Annotated in this window: 5 protein-coding genes; 4 read left to right on the top strand and 1 reads right to left on the bottom strand. The window is 41.3% G+C overall.

Features of this window, described 5'->3' with window-relative positions; genetic code table 11:
- Positions 1-11 precede the first annotated feature (11 nt).
- A complete protein-coding gene (locus tag VR862_RS14585; protein WP_324721753.1) occupies positions 12-1,112 on the top strand; it encodes a DUF3667 domain-containing protein in 1,101 nt (366 codons plus the stop codon).
- A 1-nt stretch (position 1,113) separates the two neighbouring features.
- Positions 1,114-1,500, top strand: coding sequence for a Co2+/Mg2+ efflux facilitator ApaG/CorD (gene apaG / locus VR862_RS14580; protein WP_168137041.1), 387 nt, complete (start codon positions 1,114-1,116; stop codon positions 1,498-1,500).
- A gap of 261 nt (positions 1,501-1,761) precedes the next feature.
- Here apaG and VR862_RS14575 read toward each other — a convergent pair whose 3' ends face one another.
- On the bottom strand, positions 1,762-2,472 hold the full coding sequence (locus VR862_RS14575) for an NRDE family protein (protein ID WP_324721752.1): 711 nt from the start codon (positions 2,470-2,472) through the stop codon (positions 1,762-1,764).
- 139 nt (positions 2,473-2,611) lie between these two features.
- Between VR862_RS14575 and pruA the strand changes: the two genes are divergently transcribed.
- Positions 2,612-4,237, top strand: a complete 1,626-nt coding sequence (gene pruA / locus VR862_RS14570) for an L-glutamate gamma-semialdehyde dehydrogenase (RefSeq protein WP_324721751.1) — start codon at positions 2,612-2,614, stop codon at positions 4,235-4,237.
- Between the two features lie 295 nt (positions 4,238-4,532).
- Complete coding sequence (locus VR862_RS14565) at positions 4,533-14,465, top strand: DUF8693 domain-containing protein (RefSeq protein WP_324721750.1); 9,933 nt, start codon at positions 4,533-4,535, stop codon at positions 14,463-14,465.
- Positions 14,466-14,626: the final 161 nt, after the last annotated feature.

Genomic DNA, 14,626 nt, shown 5'->3' with positions numbered 1-14,626 from the left:
CAAAATTTCACATGAGCAGAGAAAGTAATTTGCCTACCATTTATAAGGAACGGCACAAACTCAAGTACCGCCACACAGAATGTCTCAATTGCTATCACCCACTCGATATAAGTGACGAATATTGCCCAAATTGCGGACAGCTCAACAGTACCAAAAAACTCGCTTTTAATGACTTTTTCAACGAGTTCTTCGCAGGGATCTTTGCTTACGATTCCAGGTTCTACAGAACTTTAGGAGTACTGCTTTTTAAGCCGGGAAAAATTTCAAAAGATTATATTGAAGGGAAGCGAGTGCGGTATGCAAATCCTTATAGGTTTTACTTAAGTGCTTCAATTATATTCTTCCTGCTTTGGAGCACAACACATCAAATCGAACCTCCTGTTAATATAGATACAGAAGCCACACAGGAACAGAGGCGGGAAGCAGATTCCCTACTTGCCGTTCAACGGGAAGCAAACCCGGAATTAAATGTTATTCTTCCTCCCATAGACACTACAACTGCAGTGGATAGTTCAGGTACTACAACCTATGTTCCCGAAAAAGAGCTTGACACGATGACCTATTTCAATGCCCGTATAAAACAATGGCAGGTATTTTCAGATCATTATAAGCGAACAGAAATGCGCAATCCTCAAGCTGCTCTGGACAGTCTCAATTACTCCCAGACCGGCTTTAATCAATGGTTTTACAGGAAAACAGTTGACGCAGAAAGATTTAGTTCAGATTCCGATCTGTTCTGGAATTATTTTTACAGCAAATTGCCTTTTATTATCTTCTTCTATCTTCCGGTCTTTGCCTTGTTTATATGGTTGTTATACCTGCGGCGACCTTTTACTTATATGGAACACCTCATCTTTACTTTCCATAATCAAACTACCTGGTTCGTCCTTTATGGAATTGCGGTGGGATTCAATTCGATCCTTAACACCGGGGCAGCCACTTGGATAGCGACCTTGATCTTCGGTTTTTACCTCTACAAAGCCTTCCGCAGATTCTACGGGCAGGGAAGAGTTAAAACGATTCTAAAGTTTATAATAATCAACATTATATTCTTTATTTTAGCCTTTGTAGCTGCAGTATTTTCCGTACTGGCATCATTCGCGATCTACTAAGATGATACAACAAGTAACCAGAGGCATTAAGATCTCAATAGAAACCAATTTTGAGGGGACCTTCTACAAGAATTACCGGGTCCACTTCGCCTTTGGGTACCAGATAACCATTGAAAATCAAAGTAAGGACTCTGTGCAGCTTACTTCCAGGTTCTGGAAAATAAAGGATGCTTTAAACAGGACTGAAATTGTGGAGGGTGAAGGCGTTATCGGCAAGAAACCCGTGATCAAGCCCGGCGAATCTCACACTTACAAAAGCGGATGCCTTCTCACTTCTCCTTTTGGTGCTATGAGCGGGTTCTACAACATGATCAATTTTACCTCCACCAGGAAATTCAGAGTAGCAATTCCTTCTTTTAAACTCAGCGCTCCTTTTGCGCTCAACTAGTTTAAGGTTTAAGGTTTAAGGTTTAAGGTTTAAAGCTAAATCAATTCAGGTTCCGCGGAAAGTTCATTTAAAAAATCTTTCCAAAAATCCCTTTTTATGCCTCTCTTATATTAGGGAGTTCTAAAGTTACTGCGATTTAGGGGCAGGTAAAATTTTGAATTGCTCCTAATGGAACACCTGGAAATCCCTCCCCTAAAATGTCATTTTTGAGAGGTTTTATTTTAGAAGTTTCGGAATTGAATTGCTGGAGGAAAAGAGCCTTCAAATAGTCAAAACAAGAATTGATTCTTCTTCAGTATTCAGATCATTGTAGAAAAATTTGCTTGAACCTTTAGAATGGACAATCTGGGAAATACTCACAGTTCTTACAAGGCCACGATCCATGATCACCCCTTTATCCTTATCTCCCTTTCCTGCTGAAAAGTGGAAATCCAGCAAAGTTTCAGATGTCAATTCTCTTTCCTGCTGAAGTTGTGCAAACCACTTTTCCCGCAACTGCTTCATTTCTTCTGAATATAAGGGACTTGATGACCAGATGTGAGGCTTCAGGGGCAGCTCCTTAAGATGTTTTTCTCTTCCGTCCCAAACGAACTCAAAGAAACAAAGCTCGTTTTGCCAGTCGGCTGCCACTATGGTGAAAGGTTCTACTTCAGTCAGATCATATGCTTCCGCAGCTTCAGGAAAATTTTCCGCAGCAAGTAGATCCTTTACTACCACTCCCCTGCTCTTTCCATAGGGCAGCCTTCTCTCATGTTTTTTAAAACCACCATTAAGAAGAGAGATGACCCGCTGCCGTTCACTTAATCCCAGCCAGGTACCGCCGGCAAGAACATCCTTCGGGAATGCCATTTTTAAGCCCTCAACATCATAAATCCTGGGCGGCAGAGTTTCCCTTCCGGGCGCTTCATCCCTATTGGAAGTAAGCACGAACGAATTCTTCCCTGATAGAGGGGTAATTGTGACGGTACACATTATGAATTAATTAAGATTCTATAGCTTTTAGCTCCTCATTTTGAGTAAAGTTCAGTAAAAAATAGTGCAACTAAAACTATTTTAATTTTTTTACCTTTACGACCACTCATTTAGAAATCACAAAAAATTAAAGACAACTATGGGAAAAGGTGTATTCCAGGTTCCGCAGGCAGTTAATGAACCAGTAAAATCATATGCTCCCGGAACACCCGAAAGAGAGGCCGTTTTAAAGGCTTATAAAGAATTGTATAATAGCAAAGTTGACGTGCCGCTTTATATTGGTGGCGAGGAGATCAGGACCGGCGACACTGCCCCAATGAATCCGCCGCACGACCACCAGCATCATTTAGGAGATTATCACAAAGCTTCAAAGGAGCATGTAGAAAAGGCGATTCAAACTGCACTCGATGCCCGTGAAAAATGGGCAAACCTCGAATGGGAGCAGCGTGCCGCAGTATTCCTAAAGGCAGCCGAACTTATTGCAGGGCCTTACCGCTACAAGATCAATGCAGCGACCATGATTGGACAGTCAAAGAATATTTTCCAGGCAGAGATTGATTCGGCTTGTGAACTTATTGATTTCCTTAGGTTCAATGTGGAGTACATGACCCGAATATATGAAGAGCAGCCCGAATCTTCTTCGGAAGCGTGGAACAGACTTGAATATCGCCCGCTTGAAGGATTCGTTTACGCAGTGACTCCTTTTAATTTTACCGCTATTGCCGGTAACCTGCCATCGGCTCCTGCTATGCTTGGTAATGTGGCGATTTGGAAGCCAAGTGATTCACAAGTGTATTCTGCACAGGTGATCATGGAAGTATTTAAAGAAGCCGGACTACCAGACGGAGTGATCAATATGGTCATGGGAGATCCAAAAATGATCTCTGATGTCATTCTTGAGCACAGGGATTTTGCCGGACTGCATTTTACCGGAAGCACCACTGTGTTCAAAAACCTTTGGAAACAAATCGGAGAAAATATTCACAACTACAGATCTTACCCGCGCATAGTCGGAGAGACAGGCGGTAAAGATTTCATCCTTGCCCACCCCAGTGCAAATCCAAAGCAAGTGGCCACTGCAATTTCCCGGGGAGCTTTTGAATTCCAGGGGCAGAAGTGTAGTGCCGCTTCAAGAGTTTACATCCCTAAGAGCATGTGGGAAGAAGTCAAAGGTTTTGTAGTGGAGGATGTAAAATCTTTTAAAATGGGATCGCCAGAGGATATGAGCAACTTCATTACCGCTGTAATTCACGAAGCTTCTTTTGATAAGCTGGCGAAATTCATTGATGCTGCGAAGAATGACAGCGATGCTGAAATAGTGGTAGGTGGTAATTATGACAAATCGAAAGGCTGGTTCATTGAGCCAACTGTAATTCTTACCGATAATCCGAAGTACAGTACTATGTGTACTGAATTATTTGGTCCGGTTGTCACTGTTTTCCTTTACGAGGATGACCAGTGGAATGAAACGCTGAAACTGGTGGATGATTCCGAATACGCCTTGACCGGAGCGATCCTTTCGCAAGATCGATACGCAGCTGCCGAAGCTACAAAAGCCCTTCAAAATGCAGCCGGAAACTTCTACATCAACGATAAGCCAACAGGTGCGGTTGTAGGTCAGCAGCCATTTGGAGGTGCCCGCGGAAGTGGAACCAATGACAAGGCAGGTTCGATCCTGAATCTTTACCGTTGGATTTCCCCGCGAACTATCAAAGAGACTTTTGTTACTCCGACAGACTATCGTTATCCGTTCCTGGAAGAATAATTACAGAAGGAAATAGATTAGAATTTTCCTACAATTCCAAATTCTGTTTCTGTTATTCAAAAGCTGGATGTTAATTATTTGTAAAAATATTAACATCCAGCTTCTTTTTTTAAGAGAATTAACTCTTACAAATCCTAATTTTTTACCTAAAAATTTCTTAATTCGTGTAGTTCATCGGAAATACTGTTACAGATATCTAAAAATCAGTTAATTAACGTTTTTTAGCTGTAAATTAGCATGTTACATAACTCCCTTCGGAGTTTAATGAGTCCCCCTACTCTTAATGCAGCTACTTATGGCAAAAAAACTACTCTTAAAAGTATTCACTTTTTGGGCTTTAATTCTGACCCCGGTTGTGGGGTGGGGGCAGACTTGTCCTACTTCTGTTAGTATACAATCTAACCAAGGTAATAATATTTGTGAGGGGACTTCTGTAACCTTTACAGCGACGCCTAATGGTGGAGCAGGTACCTTTACCTATCAATGGAAAGTGGGAACCACCGTTCAATCTTCAACCACTAGCACATTTACCACGTCTACCTTGACCAACGGTCAAAAAATTTCTGTTCAGGTTACAGATGCATCTGGCACGGCATGTAATATTACTAGTACAGATTTTACAATGACTGTTGTAACAAAAAAAACACCGGCCGTCAGCATTTCTACTACTTCAGGAATTAAGTGTGTTGGCACAAGCATTCAATTCACAGCAACCGACCAAAATGGCGGGAACAGTTCCACTCCGCCTACGTTCGCCTGGTATGTAAACGGAAACACTACGGCTGCCCAAACCGGCACATCAAAACAGTTTTCAACTTCTTCACTTCCTATTGGCAGTAATTCCGTCAAGGTTATAATGACCAGCGGACTGGACTGTGTTACATCTCAAACTGCTGAAAATACGGTTAATTTAACTATAACCGGAGATGCTAATATTGCATTAACTGGTGGAGTGGCTAGTCCATCCTTATGTATTAACACCAGCCTAACACCCATTGTTTTTACCATTAGTTCAAGTGGAAACAATGCCACGGTCTCGGGATTACCAAGCGGGATCACCGGTTCTTATAACTCTTCAACTAAGAAATTTACAATAAGTGGCTCCCCTACTGTTGCTGGAACTTTTCCATATACTGTTAACGCAACTGGACCATGCAAGAACAAAACCATTACGGGGACAATTACCGTTAATCCGAATGCTACTATAAGTCTAGATTCTGGGAACAATGTTCAAACTGTTTGCCAGGGAGAGGCCATAACAAACATCGATTATAGTATTGGACAAACCGGAAATGGTGCTACAATATCAGGACTACCTGATGGTTTTTCAGGTTCTTTTGCGAATGGAAAGTTTACCATTAGTGGTTCAAGTACTACTGTTGGCACCTATAACTATACAATTGCAGGTACAGGAACCTGTGGGAACTCACAAACTTTAAATGGCACTATCACCATCAATCAGAATCTTACTCCGGAAGTAACTATTTCCTCCTCGGATGCCGATGATACTATTTGTGAAAATGAATCTGTAACATTTTCTATAAATACAATTGCTAATGAAGGTTCTTCACCAGCCTATCAATGGAAAATAAACGGAACTAGCGTAAGTGGGCAGAATTCCACCTCCTTTACAACCACTACCTTACAGGATGGAGATATTGTAACATTGGATCTAACAAGTTCTGAAAACTGTATCACCACAGGGAATGAAACGGTTACAAGTAATCCGATCACCACTGTCGTAAATCCTAATTTGACTCCTTCTGTAACTATTTCTGATGTCACAGATACGGATATTTGTCCGAACGATACAGTAATTTTTACTGCAACCCCTACCTATGGTGGATCTACACCTAGTTATCAATGGCAAGTGGATGGCAATAATGTAGGTACTGATAGTCCTACTTTTACAACTGATGCATTAACCGACGGACAGGTGGTTACCGTAATCCTTACTTCAAATGAAACCTGTCTGGCTACAGACACAGCTGTAAGCGAAGGAGTAGCCATTGAAGTATTCCCTCCCGCACCTGATATTCCTGGACCAATTACCGGAGATCTTGAGGTATGCTATGATGCTACCGGGCTTGAATATTCGGTGCCGCCAGTACCTAATGCAGACACTTATATTTGGACGCTGCCTCCCGGGTGGAGTATTACGGGTGGAGATGGCACCAATTCCATTACTGTTAATGCGGGAATGGAAGATGGAACAATAAGTGTAACTGCCAATAACACCTGTGGAGATAGTTCTGACAGCTCTGCAATTACGGTTACCGCGATAGATGCCAAACCTGCGAATCCAGGCCCTATTACTTCGGACCTTTCTGAAAATGCGGATGCTGCATGTCCTCCGGCTACTGCTAGTTTCAGTGTTGCAGCTACGGGTGAGTTTGAATGGACAATCCCTGAGGCTTGGGAAATTATTAACGGTGCAGGAACGAACAGCATTCAGGTAAACATCACTGCTGCTACAGGTAGCGGAACCTATTCCGTCTCAGTAGTAGCAACAAATATATGTGGACCTAGTTCAAGTTCTATTTATGATAATATCGTTATAGATAATCATATTATTGCGGATTTTGGTGATGATCAAACCGTTTGTTCCACCGTAGACAACGTTCAACTTAACGGAACCCGAAGTTTTGGTGATGCCACCCTGGATGTTGAATTCGCAACAAGTGGCTCAGGCACATTTACAGGATCAAATGTTGGAGGAACTAATAAATATGGGCCTTTTACTGTAACATATAATCCTTCCCAGGCAGATAAAGATGCAGGTTCTGTTACCTTGACTATGACAGTTCCAGAACCAAAAAAGGGGCTTAATGGTAATGACTGTGGCGCGTCAGAAGATAGTGTTACGATATACTTTATTCAGGATGCCACTATTTCAACTCCATTGAACATCGACCAGTCACTTTGTATAAATCAAGCTCTTAACGATATCATTTTTACCATAACCGATGCCGGGACCGATGCAACAGTGACTGGTTTACCAGCAGGACTTAACGGGACTTTCGATTCAGGCAACTTCACAATTTCAGGAACGCCAACCGAATCAGGCACATATAATTATATTGTTGAAACCTTAGGGGATTGTGCTCAGCAAACCTCTACCTCCGGAACTATTACAGTAACACCAGATAATACAATCTCTGATGCTTCCAATAAGGATCAAATGGTATGTATTAATACCGCAATAGAAGACATTTCCTTTACCGTAAATGAGTCGGTGGATGCAGTTAACACAGCTGGTTTGCCTGCGGGTATAACAGGTATTATAAATGGTGGAAATTTTGTTCTCACTGGAACCCCTTCCGAATCGGGAATATTTAATTATACACTTACTACTGCCGGGGCATGTGAAACTGCAGAAATAGCGGGTACTATTACGGTTCAACCAAATATAACCATAAGCTCGCCAGCCAATAGAGATCAGACAGTTTGTATAAATAGTCCTATCTCAGCTATTGAGTTCAACATTACCGAACCAGGAACAGGTGCTAACATTACAGGCGATTTTCCGAACGGGTTAAGTAGTAGTTTTAATAATGGCATATTTACTATTTCCGGAAGTCCAACAGAAGCTGGAACCTTTACATATATTGTTAATACAGAAGGTAATTGCGAAACGCCAACTGAATCTGGTACAATTACGGTAACTCCTAACCCTACAGCAACTATTTCTTATACAGGTAATTTTTGTACTTCCCAGACAAACAATATCTTAGTGACCTTAGATGGTACCGGTGATTATCAAGGTGGAACTTTTTCAGCGGCTCCTGATGGTTTAAGCATAGATAACGGCAATGGTACAATCACAGCTTCCACCAGCACTGCTGGAACGTATACAGTAACCTATTTAGGACCTAACAATTGTGTAAGAGCGGAGACTAATACTACGGTGGTCATTAATCCTGCACCTACAGTTGACTTCAGTTATGACGGACCTTTTTGTAACTCCGACAACACGCTTAAAAGTCCGATTTTTGAAAATGGAGTTGGAGCATGGGAGGATGGAACCTTTAGTGCTACTCCAGGCGGATTGAATATAGATGCGACAGGGAGAATTAATCCAAATGCAAGCAGTCCTGGTGATTATTCCGTAGTCTATACCATACCTGCTACAGTTGGCTGTGTGAAGGAAGAAATTACTGCCCTTGTCACAATTACTGAATTGCCTGAACCATCAATAGCATATCCTGAAGAAGTTTGCACATCTGAAACTTCTGTTACTGTAGATTTTGGCACAACTTCAGTAGAATATCAAGATGGAACCTTCAGCGGTTCTTACGGCTTAAGCATAGATGCTTCAGGTACTATAGATCCTTCAAACAGCAGCGCGGGAGTTCATACCATTACTTATACAATCGCTTCAGAAGGTAATTGCGCAGAAGTTATTGTTACTGATACTATTGAAATTTTTGACAAGGTAATAATTAATACAGAACCTTTAAATATAGGAATATGTTCATCAGAAACTGCAACCTTCGAAGTGGTGGCTTCCGGAAGTAATTTGACATATCAATGGTATAGAAATGTAAACGGAACTCCTGAAGCAATTCTAGGCGAAATAGATCCGATTTTAAATATTAACAATGCAACTTTAGAAGATGCCGGCTCTTATTATGTAGTAGTGTCTGGACATAATTCCTGTGGCTCTGTTGATACCTCTAATTCACCCGCTACTCTTAACGTTGACGAAAACATTATAATAACAGAACCAACTGAAGATATAACCATTTGTGAAAATGAAGGTGGGCCGATTACTTTTACATTTAAAGGTCATGCAAACGGACAACCGCTGACATTCGATTGGTATAAAAATGAGGAAATTGTTACCCAGAGTAGTAATATTGATTTATTAGTTATTCCTCCAGATGACAATGATCCATTGAAAGAGTATGAAGGTACTCTAACTATAAATGATCCCAAAGAAGCAGATTCAGGAACTTATTATGTGAAGGTAGATGGACCCGATTATTTTACCTGTTCAGAGGCTACCTCGCCAAGTTTTGAATTCACCGTAAATCCTGCTCCGACACAGGGGCCTATAACCGAACCGATAACTTATTGTAAAGGAGATGAAGCTGCTCCATTAACAGCAACTGCTGATGGTGACAATGTGCTTACGTGGTATGATGCAAATGGTAATGAATTGGGAGATAGTATAATTCCACCTACCGATGAAGATACCGTCCTTACCTATTACGTTACACAAACAAAACTATATGATGTCCCTGGAGGAGAACCCATCGGATGTGAAAGCCCCAAGTCAGCATTAGTTGTAACTGTTTACGATAAACCTGAACCTGTCTCGGAAACTACGTTGGTATATGAATATTGCTTTGAAGAAGGAGATATCTCTGCTCCAACAATCGCTCCTACCGGAATTGGTGAAAACGTAATATGGTATTATGTGGAAACCGGTGGTGATCCAATTACACCACCATCGCCAGACACATCAAGTTCAGGCACTTCAGTCTACTGGATAAGCCAGACTACTTCTGATGGTTGCGAAAGTGATCGCACAAGAGTAGAATATCTTGTTAAACCATTGCCTAATGTTCAGGTTGCCATAGCCGAAGGCTTTAGTGACAAAATTTGCCTTGGAGATTCCACCACGCTTACCGCAAGCGGTGCAGAAACCTATACCTGGTTTCTTAATGGGGATGAAGTAGGCACAGGTGAAAGCCTATCTGAAACACCATCTTCTGCTGGAGAATTTGTATATACGGTTGAGGGTAGCCAAAACGGTTGTAGCAATACAAATGAAATAACAGTAACTGTAGATGAAGTTTCCGTAGCAGGAACACTTACTGCAAATCCCGAGCGAGTCTGTATTTCGAATGCTAACGGAGATATTTCTCTGAGTGGAAAAGTCGGGAATATTCAAAAATGGGAGTATAAAGCGGCTTCTACAGGTGATATATGGACCGTTTGGGATGAAGGCAACCTTGCTGAAAAAATAAGTTTCTCCGGTTTAACAGAAACAACTTCCTTTAGGGTAACTGTTAAAAATGGGGAATGTAGTGAGGCTACTACAGAACCGACACAAATAGTTGTTGACAATATGCCATTAGGTGGAGAACTTTCTTTTGCTGATTTCGGGCGGTTATATACCACATGTGAAGATCCGGAATTACTTGTAGATCTTAATTTAATTGATTATGGAGGGCAGGTATTTGCCTGGAAGTACAGAAGGGCTAGCGAAACAAATTTTACAACAATTTCAGGGGAGACCGGGGAATCATTATCAGCCTCGAAAATTGCAGGATTATTAGGGAATGAAACTCTGGTATTTCAGGTAGACGTTGTGAATGGTAGCTGTACTCAACCAGTTTCAAGCAAAACTGCAATATTGAGCGTGATTTCTTCTAATATAGAACCGGCACCTGTTACGGTGAGCGATGATGTTATTTGTTTAAATACCGAAGTTACTTTAAGTGCAGAAACTGGTTATGAATCGGGTGATGGTATTGGAGATAGTGGTAATTTTGACAATGCATCAATCAACCAACATGGATGGAGAATTATAAATGCGGCAGGAATTGAAGAAAATTTTGAAACAAGTGCCAACAATACGGCGCCAAACGTTTGGCGAAGAGTAACACCCAGAGAATTTACAACTGCTAATCTTTCAAGTCCCTATTCTACCGGTCCGCAATTATTCGATCATGGTTTAAATGATGCCAATAAGGGATTCGCTCTAGTATCCGGCCAGAACACTTCAAAACTGGAAACCAATCTCTTCACACTGGATGGAATGGATGAGGCCATTTTAACTTTCGACCAGGCATACAATTTAACTCCGGGTGCTTCAATTACTGTCTCTATATTTTCCAATGGCAACTGGATTCAATTATATAGTAATGAGGGAGATCCCAGCAGCGGTAATTATACTGATTTTGCTTCGGGAACCCCTCAGGACAGGCCTGAAAATAAAATAGAGATAGATCTTGGGGAATATCTTGGGCAATCCAATCTAAGGATTCAATTTAGTTTTGTTGGTGCCAGATCGGGTGATGTATGGGCAGTTGACAATATTGTAGTTCCTGATGGCCCTAGTAATGTTGGAGTAATTTGGGAAGATACCACCATAGACCCAGAAAATCCGATTTTAATTGGTTATAATCCAAGCGAAAAATGGACTCCCACCAAAATTGGATGGAATGTATCCGTAATTACAACTACTTTAGAGTATACTGGAGGTTCCTGTGCTACTGCAGTACACAACGAAGAACTAAAGGTGTTTGTTTTTGATAAATATACAACTAGCGTCACTGCCGATTATGGCACTTGTGGTAATTCTGAAGTTGAATTAACAGCAAATGTTCTTAATGGAAGGGATGAACCTATTACAAGCTATCCTACTCCTGATGGCTATATTGGGCGATGGAACATCGAAGGAGGTACTCTAATAGATTCTAATCCAGATGATGACATAGAAGCAATAAATGATCCTAATGCAATTTTATCTACTCCAGAAAATGGCTCATATACAGTTTCCTGGATCCTGGAGCCAACAGAAAAAGATGAAGATGGTAATCTTTTTGTAAATCCCGATGCCTGCCCACCGGTGGTAGAACCTTTGGAAGTAGTTATAGAAGGATGTACAGCCTTGGATTTTGACGGGGTAAATGACTATGTGGATCTTGGCACCTCCTATGCTGGCAGCAGTTATAGTATAGAAGCATGGATTTATCCTCATGATCGTGATACTGAAAATGGATTAACTAACGCCAGTTATGGCACCATTATTTCGGGGCCAGGTTTTGAAATTAAAATGCAGGATCTTCCTTCTTTTGTGCAAAAAAACAAAAGATGGTATCATATTGCCTATACCAGTGAAGGGTTACTTTATATTGATGGAATTCCATTGACCTCTAATAATATTTCTGATGTTGGAGGAAATGAAACTTTAATAGGTGCTCGCTGGAACTCCTCTACCAAAAAAGCCGAAAATCATTTTTCAGGCTGGATCGAGGAAGTTCGAATTTGGAAAGGAAATATCACCCAGGAACAAATTAGATTTTTAATGAATCAGCGGCTCCAGACCGGTGCTAATATCGGAGTAGAAATCCCTCTACCCGCTCCCGGTCTTACATATGATGCTCTCTCTGGCTACTTCCAACTATTGACTACTACAATAGACAATGGGGAAACTCCGAATTTAGGAACTGGGGCCGATGGTCGTTTATACAATATGGAAACGTTACAGGAGAATACGGCTCCGCTCCCATATACAACTTCTGCAGACGGGAGTTGGTATGATGCTGATGAAATAGCACCAGCTTCTCCCTGGACCCATCCTGATGTTTGGGACGCTCCACATAGCACTGGAATCGACGGTAGCCGGATTGAATGGAATATTGTACGTTCTGCAAATAATGTCGTGTCAGGCGGGGAAGACATCAGAATTTTAGGTTTACTCTCGGAGGCCAACACACTAAATATGGAGGGAACAAATTCTACAAGCTGGTCTGGTGGAACGGGAACAGGAAATGAATTATTTATTTCAAATTATCTCCTTCTCAATGGAATTATTGACCTGAACGGGGAATCCCAACTGATACAACCAATGGGCAGTATAGTCGATGGAAACAGCGGAGGGCATCTTGACCGGGATCAACAAGGCACCATGAGCAGTTATAATTACAACTACTGGTCCTCCCCCGTAAGCCCGGGGTCGAGTAATGCCGGTTATTCCGTAGCGGCTGTAATGATGGATGGCACAAATCCTGGAAATCCGCAGGGTATAACATTCGGTTCGTCATATCCTCATGCTGATGGGGGACCTACAACCCCAAGAAGAGTAAGTGAATATTGGTTACACAAGTTCCATGGTACTGCCAATGACTACTTCCAATGGGAGCATATTGGAAGTACGGGAGCATTAAACGCCGGAGAAGGCTATAGCATGAAAGGAACTGCGGGGTCAGCTGCCATTGAAGATTCTCAAAATTACACCTTTAGAGGCCTTCCGAACAATGGTGATGTAATACCAGGTTCTACAGGGCCAGAGGAGAACTATTTAGTTGGAAACCCTTATCCTTCAGCTATTGATGCCAAGGCATTTATTGCCGATAATTTAGCTGCAGGCCACATTAATGGTGACAATGTTTTCAACGGAACTATTTACTTCTGGTCTCATTTTGCCAATAAGACCCACTTTTTACAGCAGTACATTGGAGGATATGCAGCTTATAATCTTTCTGGCGGAGTACGTGCAGTAGCCATAGATGAGCGTATCAATCCTACTACTCAAACAGGAGGTGAACAACCTCAACAATTTATCCCGGTAGGACAAGCCTTTTTTATAAATACTATGATAGATCCAAACTTGGCAGCGGCTATAGAGGACGCCGGCCTGGATATCAATGTTAATGGAGGCCAGGTTATCTTTAAAAACAGTCAGAGAATTTTTATGTCAGAAGGTACAGGAGAAGGTGGATCAGTGTTCCACTCCGCAAATAAGAAAACTTTGAATTCTGGCCCTAACAATTCATCCACAACAGAATCTGTAGAGCAGAGAAAGATCTGGCTTAAATTTAAATCGCCTAAAGGATACCACCGACAGATCCTGGTTACTGCCGACGAGCGGGCAACAGATAATTTTGATCTTGGATTTGATGCTCCTTTAATTGATGATAATGTTGAAGATATGTACTGGTTCTTCAATAATCACCAATTTGTCATCCAGGGTGTCAATGACTTTAATGTAGACAGGAAGCTTAAACTGGGAGTCAAAGTAGCAAAGAAGGGAGAATTTATCATAAGTATAGATCAGCTTTCAAATGTGCCTGCTAATCTCCCTATCTTCCTGAAAGATAATAAGGAAGAAGTCGTACATAACTTAAGAGAAAGTAAATATGTGACTCATTCGAAACCCGGTGTCTTTACTGACCGCTTTGAAATTGTATTTAAGAATGAAACAGCAGTCGGTATCGATCCAGAACCCGAAGAACCCATCGTTTCAGAGGAAGGACCAATTGAAGTGATCTATATTAATGACACCAGGGAGATTATCATAAAAAATCCTGAGCTGGTCAAGATTGACCGGGTTTATCTAAATAATATGGCGGGACAACAGGTTCATGTTTATTACAATGTACCACAGGATAAAAGAGTACCGCTTCCAGTGAAAAGATTCAGTTCTGGTGTATATATTGTGAAACTACATTCGGAAAACGGCATAATTACTAAAAAAGTCATTCTGGAATAATATGTTTGTTTTCCCTCAAAAATCTTCCAAGTTTGGGAGCTTTTTTTTGTCTTCACAATTAACAAACTGGGTATTTCATCCTTTAAACATGCCATTAAACGTATAAATTTTTCTTAAAATTCTCCCAGGGTCATTTTTTTTCCTACTTTTACTCCCTGATA

Origin of the sequence: Salinimicrobium aquimaris (assembly GCF_035607535.1) — a bacterium.
Lineage (GTDB): Bacteria > Bacteroidota > Bacteroidia > Flavobacteriales > Flavobacteriaceae > Salinimicrobium.
The sequence above is the reverse complement of the archived record's forward strand: the minus strand, read 5'-3'. Positions and strand labels throughout refer to the sequence as shown.

Coding starts and splice junctions, on each gene's coding strand:
- VR862_RS14585 (WP_324721753.1), top strand. CDS start 12: ATGAGCAGAGAAAGTAATTTGCCTACCATTTATAAGGAACGGCACAAA.
- apaG (WP_168137041.1), top strand. CDS start 1,114: ATGATACAACAAGTAACCAGAGGCATTAAGATCTCAATAGAAACCAAT.
- VR862_RS14575 (WP_324721752.1), bottom strand. CDS start 2,472: ATGTGTACCGTCACAATTACCCCTCTATCAGGGAAGAATTCGTTCGTG.
- pruA (WP_324721751.1), top strand. CDS start 2,612: ATGGGAAAAGGTGTATTCCAGGTTCCGCAGGCAGTTAATGAACCAGTA.
- VR862_RS14565 (WP_324721750.1), top strand. CDS start 4,533: ATGGCAAAAAAACTACTCTTAAAAGTATTCACTTTTTGGGCTTTAATT.